17 protein-coding genes are annotated in these 14,824 nt (G+C 72.1%); 6 read left to right on the forward strand and 11 right to left on the reverse strand.

Annotated elements, in window-relative coordinates; all coding sequences use genetic code 11:
* Positions 1–10 precede the first annotated feature (10 nt).
* The 4 genes from CNQ36_RS03600 to CNQ36_RS03615 all read right to left on the reverse strand — a co-directional run bounded on the left by CNQ36_RS03600 (position 11) and on the right by CNQ36_RS03615 (position 4,833).
* Positions 11–1,450 carry a GH1 family beta-glucosidase gene (locus tag CNQ36_RS03600; RefSeq protein WP_121544906.1) on the reverse strand — a complete coding sequence of 480 codons (1,440 nt, stop codon included), beginning with the start codon at positions 1,448–1,450 and terminating at the stop codon, positions 11–13.
* A gap of 52 nt (positions 1,451–1,502) precedes the next feature.
* On the reverse strand, positions 1,503–2,426 hold the full coding sequence (locus tag CNQ36_RS03605) for a carbohydrate ABC transporter permease (RefSeq protein WP_004935183.1): 924 nt from the start codon (positions 2,424–2,426) through the stop codon (positions 1,503–1,505).
* Positions 2,427–2,438: 12 nt separating this feature from the next.
* Entirely contained in the window at positions 2,439–3,434 is a 996-nt protein-coding gene (locus tag CNQ36_RS03610) for a carbohydrate ABC transporter permease (protein ID WP_004935178.1), read from the reverse strand.
* A 91-nt stretch (positions 3,435–3,525) separates the two neighbouring features.
* The gene (locus CNQ36_RS03615; RefSeq protein WP_004935176.1) at positions 3,526–4,833 is read right to left on the reverse strand and encodes an ABC transporter substrate-binding protein; all 1,308 of its coding nucleotides are present in this window, start codon (positions 4,831–4,833) and stop codon (positions 3,526–3,528) included.
* A gap of 301 nt (positions 4,834–5,134) precedes the next feature.
* On the opposite strand from CNQ36_RS03615, the gene CNQ36_RS03620 reads away from it, so the two are divergent.
* Positions 5,135–6,148, forward strand: coding sequence for a LacI family DNA-binding transcriptional regulator (locus CNQ36_RS03620; protein ID WP_004935174.1), 1,014 nt, complete (start codon positions 5,135–5,137; stop codon positions 6,146–6,148).
* Between the two features lie 82 nt (positions 6,149–6,230).
* Here CNQ36_RS03620 and CNQ36_RS03625 read toward each other — a convergent pair whose 3' ends face one another.
* Positions 6,231–6,503: a DUF6343 family protein gene (locus tag CNQ36_RS03625; protein ID WP_121548351.1), complete on the reverse strand. Its 273-nt coding sequence runs from the start codon at positions 6,501–6,503 to the stop codon at positions 6,231–6,233.
* Positions 6,504–6,751: 248 nt separating this feature from the next.
* On the opposite strand from CNQ36_RS03625, the gene CNQ36_RS03630 reads away from it, so the two are divergent.
* Complete coding sequence (locus CNQ36_RS03630; RefSeq protein ID WP_121544907.1) at positions 6,752–7,147, forward strand: DUF2267 domain-containing protein; 396 nt, start codon at positions 6,752–6,754, stop codon at positions 7,145–7,147.
* Positions 7,148–7,176: 29 nt separating this feature from the next.
* The gene (locus CNQ36_RS03635; protein ID WP_004935171.1) at positions 7,177–7,818 is read left to right on the forward strand and encodes a dienelactone hydrolase family protein; all 642 of its coding nucleotides are present in this window, start codon (positions 7,177–7,179) and stop codon (positions 7,816–7,818) included.
* 51 nt (positions 7,819–7,869) lie between these two features.
* Here CNQ36_RS03635 and CNQ36_RS03640 read toward each other — a convergent pair whose 3' ends face one another.
* From CNQ36_RS03640 to CNQ36_RS03665, 6 genes are all read right to left on the reverse strand, one after another.
* The gene (locus tag CNQ36_RS03640) at positions 7,870–8,874 is read right to left on the reverse strand and encodes a polysaccharide deacetylase family protein (protein WP_121544908.1); all 1,005 of its coding nucleotides are present in this window, start codon (positions 8,872–8,874) and stop codon (positions 7,870–7,872) included.
* 23 nt (positions 8,875–8,897) lie between these two features.
* Positions 8,898–9,899 (reverse strand): glycoside hydrolase family 11 protein, encoded by a 1,002-nt coding sequence (locus tag CNQ36_RS03645; protein ID WP_121544909.1) that lies wholly within the window; start codon positions 9,897–9,899, stop codon positions 8,898–8,900.
* A gap of 337 nt (positions 9,900–10,236) precedes the next feature.
* A complete protein-coding gene (locus tag CNQ36_RS03650; protein WP_121544910.1) occupies positions 10,237–10,860 on the reverse strand; it encodes an Rv1733c family protein in 624 nt (207 codons plus the stop codon).
* Positions 10,861–10,907: 47 nt separating this feature from the next.
* Entirely contained in the window at positions 10,908–11,711 is an 804-nt protein-coding gene (locus tag CNQ36_RS03655; protein WP_050782564.1) for an acetate and sugar kinases/Hsc70/actin family protein, read from the reverse strand.
* Entirely contained in the window at positions 11,708–12,079 is a 372-nt protein-coding gene (locus CNQ36_RS03660; RefSeq protein WP_004935162.1) for a TraR/DksA family transcriptional regulator, read from the reverse strand. Before CNQ36_RS03660 ends, CNQ36_RS03655 begins: the two co-directional genes overlap by 4 nt.
* Positions 12,080–12,122: 43 nt before the next feature.
* Positions 12,123–12,449: a TraR/DksA family transcriptional regulator gene (locus CNQ36_RS03665; RefSeq protein WP_004935159.1), complete on the reverse strand. Its 327-nt coding sequence runs from the start codon at positions 12,447–12,449 to the stop codon at positions 12,123–12,125.
* Positions 12,450–12,721: 272 nt separating this feature from the next.
* Here CNQ36_RS03665 and CNQ36_RS03670 point away from each other — a divergent pair, with 272 nt between their 5' ends.
* From CNQ36_RS03670 to CNQ36_RS34585, 3 genes are read left to right on the forward strand one after another with little or no spacing between them, the layout of a single operon-like run.
* Positions 12,722–13,699 carry a HAMP domain-containing sensor histidine kinase gene (locus tag CNQ36_RS03670; protein WP_121544911.1) on the forward strand — a complete coding sequence of 326 codons (978 nt, stop codon included), beginning with the start codon at positions 12,722–12,724 and terminating at the stop codon, positions 13,697–13,699.
* Positions 13,696–14,382 carry a response regulator gene (locus tag CNQ36_RS03675; protein WP_121544912.1) on the forward strand — a complete coding sequence of 229 codons (687 nt, stop codon included), beginning with the start codon at positions 13,696–13,698 and terminating at the stop codon, positions 14,380–14,382. The genes CNQ36_RS03670 and CNQ36_RS03675 overlap by 4 nt, the downstream gene beginning before the upstream one ends.
* Positions 14,379–14,789, forward strand: a complete 411-nt coding sequence (locus tag CNQ36_RS34585; RefSeq protein ID WP_163013191.1) for a hypothetical protein — start codon at positions 14,379–14,381, stop codon at positions 14,787–14,789. The genes CNQ36_RS03675 and CNQ36_RS34585 overlap by 4 nt, the downstream gene beginning before the upstream one ends.
* Positions 14,790–14,824: the final 35 nt, after the last annotated feature.

Genomic DNA, 14,824 nt, shown 5'->3' on the forward strand with positions numbered 1-14,824 from the left:
GTGGGCGGTGTCAGGCGCCGGGCAGCACGCCGGTGCGGGCGACCTCCGCGTACCAGCGGGCGCTGGCCTTGGGGATGCGGGTGCCGGTCGGATAGTCCACGTAGACCGCGCCGAAGCGCCTGCCGTAGCCGTGGGCCCACTCGAAGTTGTCCAGCAGCGACCACAGGAAGTAGCCCCGCACGTCCGAGCCGTCGACGATGGCGCGGTGGACGGCGGCCAGATGGCCGCGTACGTAGGCGATCCTGGCGGGGTCGTTGACGTTCCCCGAGGGGTCGGCGTAGTCGTCGAAGGCGGCGCCGTTCTCGGTGATGACCAGCGGCAGCCTCGGGAAGTCGGACGACAGCCGGCGCAGCAGGTCGTACAGGCCGGTGGGGTCCACGGCCCAGCCCATGGCGGTGGTGTCGCCGGGCGGCTGGTGGAAGGCGACCCGGTCGGCGCCCGGCCAGGGGCTGTGGGGGCTGTCGCCGTGCCCGTCGGAGGTGTGGGTGCCGCTGCCGTCGGCCGCGGAGACGACGGTGGGCGAGTAGTAGTTGACGCCGAGGAAGTCCAGCGGCTGGTGGATCCGGTCCAGGTCGCCGTCCTGGACGAAGGACCAGTCGGTGAGCGCCGCGGTGTCCTTGAACAGGTCCTCCGGGTAGGCGCCCCGCAGCATCGGGCCGGTGAAGACCCGGTTGGCGAGCGCGTCGATCCGGCGGACCGCGTCGGCGTCGGCGTCGCTTGCGGTGAGCGGGCGGACGTGGTGGATGTTGAGGGTGACCGAGCACTGCCCGTCGGCACGGATGCGGTCGCGCAGGGCCTGGACGGCGAGGCCGTGGCCCAGGTTGAGGTGGTGGGCGGCGCGCAGCGCGGCGACCGGCTCGGTGCGGCCGGGGGCGTGCACTCCGGAGCCGTAACCGAGGAAGGAGCTGCACCAGGGCTCGTTCAGGGTGGTCCAGGTCTTCACCCGGTCGCCGAGGGCGTCGGCGGCGAGGGCCGCGTACTCGGCGAACCGTTCGGCCGTCGCGCGCTCGGGCCAGCCGCCGGCGTCCTCCAACTCCTGCGGCAGGTCCCAGTGGTAGAGGGTGGCGACGGGCTGGATGCCCTTGTCCAGCAGGTCGTCGACGAGGCGCCGGTAGAAGTCCAGGCCCTTCTGCACCGCCGGGCCCCGGCCGGTGGGCTGGATCCGGGGCCAGGCGAGGGAGAAGCGGTAGGCGCCCAGGCCGAGTTCGGCCATGAGGGCGACGTCCTCGCGCCAGCGGTGGTAGTGGTCGGTGGCGATGTCACCGGTGTCGCCGTTGCGGACCCGGCCGGGGGTGCGGGCGTAGGTGTCCCAGATGGACGGCGTGCGGCCGTCCTCGGCGGCGGCCCCCTCGATCTGGTAGGAGGCGGTCGCGGATCCCCAGAGGAAGCCTCGGGGGAAGGTGCGGGCGGCGTCCGGGGCGGAGACGGTCTGCTGTGCTGCGGTGACCACGTAAGTCCTCTCAGGGGTACGGGAGTTCGCGAGGGGGGAGGGGTCGGGCGGGTCAGCCCTTGACGGCGCCCGCCATGATGCCGCTGACGATCTGCCGGCCGAAGACGACGAACATGGCCAGCAGGGGCAGCGTGCCGAGCAGCGCGCCCGCCATGATCAGCGACTGGTCGCGGACGTAGCCCGCGCTGAGCTGGGTGAGGGCGACGGGGACCGTCGGGTTGGTCATGTCGAGCACCACGAACGGCCAGAAGAAGTCGTTCCACGCGTGCACGAACGTGATCATGAACAGCACCGCCATGGCGGGCCGGGCGACGGGCAGCACGATGCTCCAGAAGATGCGCAGCGAGTGCGCCCCGTCCACGCGTCCCGCCTCGACGAGTTCGTCGGGCAGCGCCTCCGAGAGGTACTGCCGCATGAAGAACACGCCGACCGCGCTCACCAGCGTGGGGAAGATGACGGCGGGCAGCTGCTGCGACCAGCCGAGCTCGGACATCATCATGAACAGCGGTACGACGCCGAGCTGCGGCGGCACCAGCATGGTGCCGATCACCAGCATGAGCAGGGCGTTGCGGCCCTTGAACCGCAGCTTGGCGAAGGCGAATCCGGCCAGGGTCGCGAACATCACCGTGGACAGGGCGATCACCCCGGCGACGATCAGGCTGTTGATCATGGCCTTGCCCATCGCCGCCTCGTCCCAGGCGCGGGCGAGGTTGCTGAACAGGTTGGGGCCGGGCAGGAAGGGCGGCGGTGTCTGGCTGACGCGGGTGTTGTCGGTGGAGGCCGCCACCATCGTCCAGTACAGCGGGAAGATCGACAGCACCGCCATGACGACGAGCAGGACGTAGGCCAGCGGCCCCGCGTGGTGCTGGCGGCCGGCCCGCTGGCGCAGCAGCCGGCGGCCGCCGCGGCCGGGCTGCTTCCCGGCGGGGGCCGGGTCCGGGGTGTCCGTCCGGACCGGGAGGCTGTGAAGGGTCATGAGGACTCCAGGTCAGGACGCGCGGGAGCGCAGGAACGTGATGAGCCGCTGTGCCGCGAAGGCGAGGACGAGCAGCAGGAACATCGCCCAGGCGACGGTCGCCGAGCGGCCCATCTGGTAGTTCTTCCAGCCCTCCTCGTACAGCAGCAGGCCCAGCGTCTGGTACTGGTTGTCCGCGCCGCCGGTGACGCCGTTGGGCCCCTGACCGAAGATCAGCGGTTCGCCGAAGAGCTGGGTGGCGCCGATCGTGGAGAGCACGATGGTGAAGACGATGGTGGAGCGGATCCCGGGCACCGTGACATGGGTGAACTGCTTCCACCGGGACGCCCCGTCGAGGGAGGCCGCCTCGTAGCGGTCGGCGGGGATGGCCTGCATGGCGGCCAGATAGAGCAGGGCGTTGTAGCCGGTCCAGCGCCAGATGACGATGGTGGAGATCGCCACCTGGGCGGGCCACTTGTCGGCCTCCCAGTCCACCGGGTCGACGCCGACCGAGCCGAGCATCCAGTTGATCATGCCGAAGTCGCGTTCGAAGATCATGGTGAAGACGAGCGCGGCGGCGGCGACCGAGGTGGCGTAGGGGACCAGCGAGGCGACGCGGAAGAACAGCGAGGCGCGCATCCGATAGTTGAGCAGGTGCGCCAGACCGAGGGCCATCAGCAGCTGCGGCACCGTGGAGACGACGCCGATGGTGAAGGTGTTCTGCAGGGCGTTCCAGAACCGTGAATCGCCCCAGAGTTCCACGTAGTTGTCGAACGCCACCCACTCCATCACGTCGAGGGTGGCCAGTTCCACGTCGTGCAGGGAGATCCACGACGTGTAGACGAGCGGGTAGAAGCTGAACGCGGCGAAGACGACGAAGAACGGTGCGACGAACGCGTAGGGGGCGCCCTTGACGTCCAGCAGGTGCAGCCATGCGCCGCGCCGGCGGGCGGTCTTCCCGGCGCCCGCCGCGCCGGGCGGGGCCGGCGGCTCCTCGCCGGCCAGGGCCTTGGTGGTGGAGGTGGCCACCGGACTTCCCTTCCTGAGAGCGGATGTGCGAGCCGGGCCCGGACCCGCCGGCGGGATGCCGGACGGGCCCGGGGCTCCTGGGGGCTGCCGGTCAGCCGACCGCCTTCTCGATGCGCTCCGTGGTGGTCTTCCACGCCTCGTCACGCTTGGTGCCCTGCTCGACCAGGGCCAGGCCCTGGGAGAAGGTGTCCTTGATCGTTCCGTCCTTGCGGCCGAGGACCTGCTTGTCCGGGATCTCCTGCGCGGCGGCGCCGAAGATCTCGCCGATCGGCGCGTCGCTGAAGTACTCCGACTTGGCGCCCTTCACGTCGGCGTTCTCCAGCGCCTCCCGTGAGGACGGGATGTTGCCGATCTCCTTGAAGATGTGGGCCTGCTGCTCCGGCGCGGTCAGCCACGCGACGAGCTTCTTGGCCTCCTCCTTCACCGGGCTCTGCTCGACCACGCCGAGGAAGGACCCGCCCCAGTTGGCGCCCTTGGGCGCCCTGGCCACGTCCCACTTTCCCTTGTTCGCGGCGCCGGCCTTCTCGCTGATGTGGCTGAGCATCCAGGCCGGGCAGACCGCGGTCGCGAACGTGCCGTTGGCCAGGCCGGGGTCCCAGCCCGGCTGGAACTGGCGGAGCTTGGCGGTCAGTCCGTCCTCGGCGGCGTCGGCGGACAGCGTCCAGGCATCCTTGACGGCCGGGTTGCTGTCGTAGATCAGCTCGCCCTTCTCGTCGTAGTACTGCTCGGGGTGGCCGTAGACCATGGCGTTGAACAGGCCGCTGGCCGAGTCCGTGAACGCCACCTTGTCGCCCTTGAAGTCCTTCTTGAAGGCGCGGCCGACCTCGACGTACTTGCTCCAGTCGCCCTCCCAGAGCTTGCCGACCTCCTCCCGGTCGGTGGGCAGGCCGGCCTGCTCGAAGTAGTCCTTGCGGTAGCAGACGGCCATCGGGCCGATGTCGGTGCCCAGGCCCAGCACCTTGCCGTCCGCGGTGCTGATCTGGGACTCCTTCCAGGGCAGGAAGTGGTCGGTGCCCGCCACGCCGGAGAAGTCCGCGAACTTGTCCGACTGGGTCTCGGTGATCTCCTTGGCCCGGCCGATCTCGATGCCCTGGATGTCCTTCAGGCCCTTGCCTGCGGCGAGCCTGGTCTGCAGCGCGGTGTAGTACGTCTGCTCGTCACCGGCGATCTCGGCCTTGATGTCGACATCCGGGTTCTCCTTCTCGTACTGCTCCAGGAGACCCGTCTCCTTGATGCCCATCACCCCGTACAGGCCCATGGTGATGGTGACCTTGCCGTCCTTCTTGCCCCCGCCGGTGGCCGAGTCGTCGCTGCCGCCGCAGCCGGCGACGAGCGCCAGCGCGCCGGCGGCCGCGACCGTCGCCAGCGCCTTCCTGCGCGGTGAACCGAGAGTGCCCATGGATCTCCTCCTAGCGACGGCGCTGACACATCGGAGCGTCGAGTTCTGCGATGGCTACAGCGGCTCTGACGGACGTGGGAACGTGCCCAACTGATGGTGGGCACGTTCCCACCGCGCAACGAAGACTCATGGCAAGCGGACGGGTCTGTCAATGACTTGAACCCAACTCGTCCGCCGACGGAGGGCGTTCGGTGAGCCGACCGGGAGCGGGGGGTGCTGTGCCGTCGACGGCGTCTGCAAGAATTGCCGCAGGTCACCTCCGCGGCCGGCATCACCGCCGCGGCCGCACAGGGGGGAGCACATGACCGGCAACCGCCGTCCGACCATCAAAACGGTCGCCGCCCGCGCCGGCGTGGGGCGCACCACGGTCTCCCGTGTCGTCAACGGCTCGGACCTGGTGAGTGCCGACGCCCGCGCGAGGGTGCTGGCAGCGATCAAGGAACTGAACTACGTACCCAACTCCGTCGCCCGCGGCCTGGTGACCAACCGCACCAACGCGGTGGCCCTGGTGATCCCGGAATCGGAGAGCCGGCTCGGTTCGGAGCCGTTCTTCGCCGCGCTGATCCGCGGCGTCAGCGGCGCGCTCGCGGAGAGCCGGACCCAGCTGCAGCTGATGCTGGTCCGCGACCAGGCCGAGCGCGACCAGCTCACGGAGTCGGTGGCGACGCGCCGGGTGGACGGTGTGCTGCTGGTCTCCGTGCACGCCGACGACCGGCTGCCCGGCATGCTGGACGAGATGGGACTGCCCACCGTGCTGGCCGGCCGCCGCGACGCGGACGAGCGGCTGAGCTACGTCGACTCCGACAACTCCGGCGGGGCGGCCGCCGCCGTACGGCACCTGCTGCACCGCGGCCGGACCCGGATCGCCACGATCACCGGACCGCTCGACATGGACGTCGGCCGCAGCCGGCTCGCCGGCTGGCGCACCGCCCACCGGGAGGCGGGGGTGTCCGCGGACGAGCGCCTGGTCGAGGTGGGCGACTTCACGGAGGAGGGCGCCTGCCGCGCGATGCGTTCGCTACTTGAACGCGCGCCGGACCTGGACGCCGTCTTCGCCGCCTCCGACCTCATGGCGGTCGGGGCCCTGGCCGAATTGCGCCGGTGGAAACGACAGGTACCGGGCGATGTGGCCGTCGTCGGCTTCGAGGACTCCATCCTCGCCCGGCACACCGCCCCGCCGCTGACGACGGTGCGTCAGCCGGTGGAGGAGATAGGCCGCACCATGGCCAGGATCCTCACCGGCATCACCCGGCACGGCGGGCCCCGCCAGCAGCGGACGCTGCCCACGGAACTGGTGGTGCGCGAGTCGTCGTGACCCGGCCCGCCGGGTGCGGCGGCGCGGCCGCGATCGGTGTCCGGGGCGTCACGGAGCGTCACCCGGAGTCGGTCGGGGCCCCTCAGGAGGCGCCCCGCTCCCGGCGCAGTCGGCGCAGTACGACCAGCAGGTCGAGGAGCGCGGTCAGCGCGAGCACTCCGCAGACGGCGGCGAGGAGTATCAGCGGGCCGCGGCCCGGGCTGTCCCCGGCGCCGGACAGGGCGGCCCAGACGCCGAACAATACGGCGCCCGCGACGAAGAGGGGGAGGAAGACCGCGGCGAGCAGCAGGCGCAGCCGCAGCGGGCTGCGCGCGGTGACCGGTTCGGTGCCGGTCCGCGGGGAGCGGCGGCCGATCGTTCCGGAGCGGTCCCGGGAGACCGGCTCGCGGCCGGAAGTCGTCTGTCGGCCATTCGTCTGTCGTCCCGCCACACCGGACACCTCCTCCGCGGCGTCGGGACCGGCCGGGTAGCCCTCGCCGGCGGTGACAAACCGGCACTCGTTGGAGGACCGCATTCCGGGTACTCGGGCGGTTGCCCACCGCCGACGACCGCATCATGGCGAGCGCACCATCGCGCGCGCGCCATGAGGAAGGACGCCGCCTCATGCGGCACGACGAGTTCATCGGAAAAGTGCAGGCTCTCACCCGGCTGCCGGACCGGGGGTCGTCCGAGCGGGCGACGCGGGCGGTGCTGAGCACCCTCGCCGAGCGGCTGCCGTCCGGGCTGGCGGGCCATGTGGCCGCCCAGCTGCCGCCGACGCTGGCCTCCCCCATGCGGGAGACCACACCGGGTGAGCGCTTCGACCTGACCACCTTCGCCGGACGGATCGCCGGGCGCGCGGAGACGGACGAGGACGCCGCCGTGCGCGAGGCGGCCGCCGTGCTGGAGGTGCTCGACGCGGCGCTCACCCCGGAGCTGACGGAGAAGGTGGCGGCCGCGCTGCCCAAGGACATCGGCGGTCTGCTGCCCGTGGGCCGGGCCGCGGAGGACGCGGACTGACGCGTGTGTTTCCCAGGAGGTGACCGGACATGGTCTCCGCATCGGTGAGTGTTCCCTCGGGCGGGGCGGCGCTGCCCGGGGACCTCGAGATCCCCCGCGGGGCGCGCGGGGCGGTGCTGTTCGCGCACGGCAGCGGCAGCTCGCGGCTCAGCCCCCGCAACCGGGCGGTCGCCGCCGCGTTGCGGGAGGCGGGGTTCGGGACGCTGCTGCTGGACCTGCTGACCCCGGAGGAGGAACGCGAGGACGACGCCACGGGTCGGCACCGCTTCGACATCGGCCTGCTGGCCGGACGGCTCGCGCATGCCGTCGACTGGCTGGAGCGGCGCGCGGACACCATGGACCTTCCGGTGGGTCTGTTCGGGGCGAGCACGGGAGCGGCGGCGGCGCTGGTGGCGGCCACCGAGCGGCCCGGGCGGGTGGCGGCGGTCGTCTCCCGGGGCGGGCGCCCGGACCTGGCGGGCGACGCGCTCGGCCTGGTGTCGTGCCCGGTGCTGCTGGTCGTGGGCGGGGACGACGAGACGGTGCTCGGCCTCAACCGCCGCGCGGCCGGCATGCTGACCGCGCCGCACCGTATCCATGTGGTGCCCGGCGCCACCCATCTGTTTCCCGAGCCGGGCGCGCTGGAGCAGGTCGCGGCGCTCGCCGCCGACTGGTTCCGCGAACATCTGTGACCGGCACGGGGCGAGCCGCGGCATGGGTGTTCGCCGCGGCTCGCCCGTTGCTCAGTTCGTGAGGCAGGTGACGGTCGGCCAGTTCCAGTTGCCGTTGGCCTGGATCGTCACGCCCCAGTTGTCGCCGCTGCCGTTGGACCTGGCGACGAGGGTCTGGCTGTCGGGGTAGGAGGTGCTGACGTTCCAGGTCGCGGAGACCTTCGCCGGGGACGGCACCTTCATCGTCACGGTCCAGTTGCCGGAGCCGCCGACCGAGACGTTGAGGTTGTAGCGGTCGGCCCAGCGGCTGCCCGCCGACAGGGTCGCGGTGCATGCGGTGCCGCCACCGCCGCCCCCTCCCCCACCGCCGCCGGAGCCGTCGGGGGCGACGGCGCGGCCGGTCTGCGGGGAGATCATGCCGGCGCACAGGCCCCGCGACGCCAGGTTCTGGGCGATGCGAGGGATCGCGGCGATAGTGTTGGCCGGCCAGTCGTGCATCAGGATGACCTGGCCGTCGCTCAGCCGGGAGGCGGCCCCCACGATCGCGTCGGTGCTCGCGTTGTTCCAGTCCTGCGAGTCGACGTCCCAGATGACCTCGGTCAGGCCGTACTTCGCCTCCACCGAGCGCAGCGTGGAGTTGGTCTCGCCGTACGGCGGGCGGAACAGTTTCGGTGTGCCGCCGCCGGCGGCCGCCACCGCCTGCTGGGTGCGGGAGATCTCCGAGTCCATCTGCGCCTGGCTGAGCTGGGTCATGTGCGGGTGGGTGTAGCTGTGGTTGGCGACCCACATCCCGGCGTCCACCTGGGCCTTGACCAGGGACGGGTTGGCGGCGGCGTACTGGCCCTGGTTGAACATGGTGGCCCGCAGCCCGTTCTGGCGGAGCGCGTTGAGCAGGTTGGTGGTGCTGCCGGTCGAGGGGCCGTCGTCGAAGGTGAGTCCGACGTATCCGTTGCAGGCGGCGGCGTGCGACGGTGCGGCGTTGAGGGTGGCGGTGGCGGTGCCCGCCACGGTCAGGGCGGCGACGGCCAGCCCCGACACCAGGGACCGCGTGGCCGGCTGTCGTTTTCCGGTGCTCATGTGCGGTGCTCCTCCTCGTGTGGTCAGCCCGCGGCGCAGGAGACCGTCGGCCAGTTCCAGTTGCCGTTGGTCTGGATGGTGGCGCCCCAGTTGTTGCCGCTGCCGTTGGACTTGGCGACGAGCGTCTGGCTGTCGGGGTAGGACGCGGCGGCGTTCCAGGTGGCGGAGACCTTCGCGGGCGAGGGGACCTTCATCGTCACGGTCCAGTTGCTGGAGCCGCTGACCGAGACGTTGAGGTTGTACCGGTCGCCCCACTTCTCACCGGCCGACAGTGTCGCGGCGCAGCCGCCGGTGCCGCCGCCACCGCCGCCACCGCCTCCGCCGGAGCCGGACTCACCGACCGTGATGCTGGAGCTGCCGCTGCTCTGGTAGCCCTCGGTGGCCATGATCATGTAGTTGTGGTTGCCGAGGTTCATGCCGTTGCGTGCCCAGGCGTCGAAGTGGTTGCCGCTGGTGATGGTGCCGCCCGTGCGCTTGGACTGCCGGACGGACCAGTACTGGTCGAAGGTCTTGGTGCCCTCGATGGAGGGGGCGTTGTACCGGGTCGTCTTGTAGATGTCGTACGTGCCGCCGTCGCTGGTGACGGTGCCCTTGTAGGTGCCGGTGGGCCGGTAGGTGCCCCAGTTGTCGACGATGTAGTACTCGACGAGCGGGCCGGTGGTCCATCCGTAGAGCGTCAGGTACGCGTTGCCGGACGGGTTGAAGGAGCCGGAGTAGTTGACGGTCTTGCGGCCGCCGGTGCTCCAGCCCTTGCCGGCCACGAAGTTGCCGGTGTTGCTCCACTGGGTGCTGTAACCGCCGCCGGAGCCCAGGTCCATGGAGACGGTTCCCTGGGCGTCGGTCCAGAACGAGTAGTAGTAACCGTTGTTGGTGCCCGTCTGGTTCGTGGTGATGACCGGGGCCGCGGTGGCGGTGCCGGTGAGGAGGAGCGCGGTGACGGCGGCGAGCGCGATGGTCCAGACGCTTCTGACGCTCGGCAGCGGGCGGCCGCGACCGCGGACTCTCGGGTGGGCTGACGGGTGCATGGGGTGCGCCTCCTGTGACGGCTCGGTGGGGGGTGCGATGCCGGACAGTGTTGGTCTGTGCGCGTCGACCGTCAACAGTTTCGGTAGATGTTTCGAATCCTTCGTTCGCTCCACGGCCCGGAAGGATCCGGATTGCCGCAGCTCAAAATGAATCCAGGACCGGTTGAGTCGAGGGTCCGGATAGTGCGAGCCCACTACAGAACGAAGCATGATGGACAGTCATCGAAACTTTCGAGCACCCCCAACAAGCACGAAGCCCGGGCGCCTGTTAGGCGTCCGGGCTTCGTGTCGCGGACGGGCGGTGTCCGGGGCTCCTCCGAGTCCCGGTGACGCCGGCTCAGGTGGGGGTCGTCCAGCGCGGGGCCGTCTCCGCCCAGGCGATGTCCCACTCGTCGAGGTTGCGGCGGCGCAGGGCGAGGCCGGTCAGGGCGTGGGCGGCGGCTCCGGTGAGGGCGACGCCGATGGCGGCGAGGAGGGCCCAGCCCATGGCACGGCTGCGGACCTCCTTGCGGGTCAGCGGCGGCTCCGACGCCTCGCCGTCGGCGGTGACCCAGATGCGGACGGTGTTGCCCGCGGTCAGTCCCGGCTGGACCTCCGTCCGCGTGGTGCGGACCCGCCCGTCCCGGGTGACGACGTGGACGTCGACCGGGTAGCGGGTCTTCTTCTCCTCGTCCGAGCCCGGTTCGGGGTGACGGGGGGCGTCCCTGGTGAGGGTCGCGTCCGTCTGGTGCCGGGTCTGGTTCTGGTGGCGGGCGGTGTCCTCGTAGTGGCCGCGGGCCGCGTCGCCCACCAGCACCGCGGCCACGGGCGCCACGGCCAGTACGGCGACCAGCACCCCGAGGCCGAACCAGGCCTGGAGGGTGTCGGTGCGCCGGCGCAGGGGGTTGGGCCGCCAGCGCCACAGCAGGGGCCGCGGGGGTGGGCCGGGGGGCGGCTGTGCCGGAGGTATCTCGCCCGCCACGTCATGGCTCCTTCCGGGTTGGGTCGCAGGCAGCTGGGGTGGGTGGGTCAGCGGGTCCCGGTGTCCGAGGGGTGGTTGTGCGCCGCGGCGAGCAGGCGGGCGGCGCCCCGGACGGCCGCGGTGTGCGGGGACGGCACCTGCTGGACCGGGCAGCCGAGGCTGCCGGGGAGGTCGCCGGTGACGTCGGGCCGCAGCGCGCCCCCGCCCGCCAGGAGGACGCCCCGGCGCAGGGCGGTACGGGTGAGCGAGGTTCGGTCCTGCCGCAGCATCGCGGTCACCATGTCGACCACGGCGTCGGAGATGTCGCCGGGCGGCGTGCCGTCGGCCAGGTCGGCGGTGCCCAGCGCGGTGCGGCGGGCGTCGGTGACCGCGCCGTCCGCGAGCAGCACCACCTCGGTGAGGTGCGCGCCGATGTCCACGACCAGCAGCGGCCGGACGTGGTCGGCGCCGGCCGCGAGGGCCACCGCCCGCGCGCCCGGGACCGTCAGCACCGCGCGCGGACGGAGGACCTCGACCGCCGTGCGGGCCTCGGTCCGGAAGGCGAGCCCGTCCAGGACCGGCGCCGTGACGACGACCAGCGGGCGGCCGATGCGGGGCAGCCGGTGCCCCAGCAGCCGGTCCAGCATCCGGGCGGTGCCGGGGGTGTCCACGATGGTGCCGCGCTGGATGGGGTGCACGGCCCCCGAGCCGGGGAAGGTCACGGTGGGCACGTCGAGGACCATGCCCCGTCCGGCGATCCACGCGCGTGTGCGGGCGCTGCCCAGGTCGAGAGCGATACCTGAGCAGCGCCGGCACAGCGGCCAGTACCGGTGCCGTGGCGGAGCCGTGCGGGGGCGCCGGATCACGGTCACCGGCCGGCCTCCCTCACCTGCTGGCAGCGCCCGCAGTAGCGGGCCTGGGGGACGATCAGCAGGCGGTGGCGTTCGACGGTCCGGCGGCACAGGTGGCAGACGCCGTAGTCGCCGGAGTCCATCCGGGCGAGCGCCGCCTCGACGTCGGCGAGCACCATGCGGGCGGAGGCCGCCAGCTTGATGCCGACCTCGATCTGGGCGGCGTCCGACTGCCGGCGCCGGTCGTCGGCACGGCTCGAGGAGTAGGTGGCGAACTGCCGCAGCTGCTCCTGCCGGAACAGCTGCTGCTCGTGCAGGTTCTCGCGCAGCGCGGCGAGGTCCTCGGAGGTGAGGACCGAGTCGCGCTCACCGATGGTCTGATGGGTCACCACTGCACCCCTTGGGCAGAGCGGGAGAGGAGGACGGATGCGGTCAGGCCGCGCGGCGCTGGCAGGCCACGCAGTACCGGGTGTGCGGGAGGATCTCCAGCCGCTCCGGCGGTACGGCCTTGGAGCAGCCGAGGCAGGTGCCGTAGGTGCCGCCGTCGACGCGGGCGAAGGCGTCGTCGATCTCGGCGAGGACCCGCTTGATGGCGTCCTTCTGCGTCGACATCAGGTGGTCCTCGGGGCTCTGCCCGGTTTCGTCGAGGGCCTTGAGCTGCGCCAGCCGGGTCGAGCGGGCGTGTTCGAGGCGCTGCCGGACCTCGTCTGCGGCCGGGTTCGCGGAACGGGGTTCGGTGCGGGGCAGGTCGAGCGACACGGAAGGTCCTCCTTCATGGCGTACGGGTGTTGAGTCCACCCTCGCCCGTTTCCCGCCCCCCGCCCATTGGGCGCGGTACCCATCTGTGCCGGGTCCGAGGACCCACCCCGTTGGGAGTGGGTCGGGCGGGCCTCGGGAAATGGGGCGCGTGGCCCATCGACCCGGGGGCGGTCCCCGGTGCACCCTGGCCGGTGTCCGCCGGGACATGGGGCCCGCTGCCACGAAACGGGGCGGAGTGACCGACAGTAGAGGCAGACGAGAAAGAGGAAGGCGTGACCTCCGTGTCCCTGTACTGGCGGATCTTCGGGCTCAACGCGGTGGTGCTGGGTGGTGCCACCGCGCTGCTGCTGTGGGCCCCGGTGACCGTGTCCGTTCCGGTGCTGCTCACCGAGGCGGTGATCCTGGTGGGCGGCCTGGGCGTCATGCTCGTCGCCAACGCGGCGCTGCTGCGCATCGGGCTGGCCCCGCTGGACCGGGTGACGCGGCTGATGACCACCGTCGACCTGCTGCGTCCCGGTCAGCGGCTGCCCGTGCGCGGCGGCGGTGAGGTCGCCGAGCTGGTCAGCACGTTCAACTCGATGCTGGAGCGGCTGGAGGGGGAACGCGCCGCGAGCAGCGCCCGCGCGATCCTCGCCCAGGAGGCCGAGCGGCGCCGTATCGCCCAGGAGCTGCACGACGAGGTCGGGCAGAGCATGACCGCCGTGCTGCTGGCCCTGAAGAGGGCTTCCGACGAGGCGTCTCAGCCGCTGCGCGGTGAACTGCAGCAGGCGCAGGAGATCACCCGGGAGAGCCTGGACGAGGTGCGCCGGCTGGTGCGCCGGCTGCGTCCCGGCGTACTGGACGATCTCGGGCTGGTGAGCGCGGTCACCTCGCTCGCCACGGAGTTCGCCACGCACACCGGGCTGCGCGTGCGGCGCCGCTTCGACTCCGATCTGCCCTCCCTCGACCACGAGACGGAGCTGGTGATCTACCGGGTGGCGCAGGAGAGCCTGACCAATGCCGCGCGGCACGCCGAGGCGCGGAGCGTGGAGGTGAGCCTGCGCGGCGCCGACGGGTGCGTCGTCCTGGAGGTGGGCGACGACGGCCGCGGCATCGGCGCCGCGCGCGAGGGCGCCGGACTCCGCGGGATGCGGGAACGGGCCCTGCTGATCGGGGCGGGCCTGGACATCACCAGCCCCGACAGCACCTCCGCCACACCGGCCGGCACCCGCGTCCGGCTGACCGTGCCCGCCGTCAGGAAGCAGTCATGAACCACCAGGACACCCACGACGACCACCGGACGCACGCGCCGATCCGGATCCTGCTCGCCGACGACCACGCGCTGGTGCGGCGCGGTGTCCGGCTCATCCTCGACCGGGAGCCGGACCTGCGGGTGGTCGCGGAGGCGGGTGACGGGGCGGAGGCGATCGCCATGGCCCGCACCCACGACGTCGACCTGGCCGTCCTGGACATCGCCATGCCCCGGCTGACCGGTCTGCAGGCGGCGCGCGAGCTGACCGCGCTGAAGCCGGGGCTGCGCATCCTGATGCTGACGATGCACGACAACGAGCAGTACCTGTTCCAGGCGCTCAAGGCCGGGGCCGGCGGCTATGTGCTGAAGTCCGTCGCGGACCGGGATCTGGTCGCCGCCTGCCGGGCCGCGATGCGGGACGAGCCGTTCCTGTACCCGGGCGCGGTGACCGCGCTGATCCGCAACTACCTCGACCGGGTCCGGCACGGCGAGGAGGCTCCCGAGCAGCTGCTGACCCCGCGCGAGGAGGAGGTGCTCAAGCTCGTCGCCGAGGGGCACTCCTCGAAGGAGATCGCCGAACTGCTGTTCATCAGCGTCAAGACGGTGCAGCGGCACCGTGAGAACCTGCTGCACAAGCTGGGTCTGCGGGACCGCCTCGAGCTGACCCGCTACGCGATCCGAGCCGGGCTCGTCGAGCCTTGACGACCTGCCGGCGGCGACGCTCCGCCCTCCTTCCGTTCCGGGCCGCCTCGGCGGCCCTCGCCGCGTTCGCGGCCGTACTGCTGACCCTCGGGTTCACCGGCGGCACGGAACCCGTGTCCGCCACCGGTGCGTTCTCCGCGCCGGTCTCCCGCTCGGCGTACTCCTCCGACACCCTCCCGCACGGCGACGACGCCTACGTCGGCGCGCGCACCCTGTTCAGCAGGCCGGAGCGGGACGCCGGCGAGCGGACGGTGCCCGCCGGGCACCTGCTCTTCACCGCGGCGCACACTCCGCCGGTGCCGCCCCGCCCGGCCCGGCCCGCGCCGGTGGCCGGGCACGCGCCGCCGGCCGCCGCGCACGTCCCGTCGGATCTCGGGCGGGCACCGCCCCCGGCCTCCAGCACCTGAGATCCCTCTTCTTCCTTTTTCCGCGTGCCTGCTGG

This window comes from Streptomyces fungicidicus (genome assembly GCF_003665435.1).
GTDB lineage: Bacteria > Actinomycetota > Actinomycetes > Streptomycetales > Streptomycetaceae > Streptomyces > Streptomyces fungicidicus.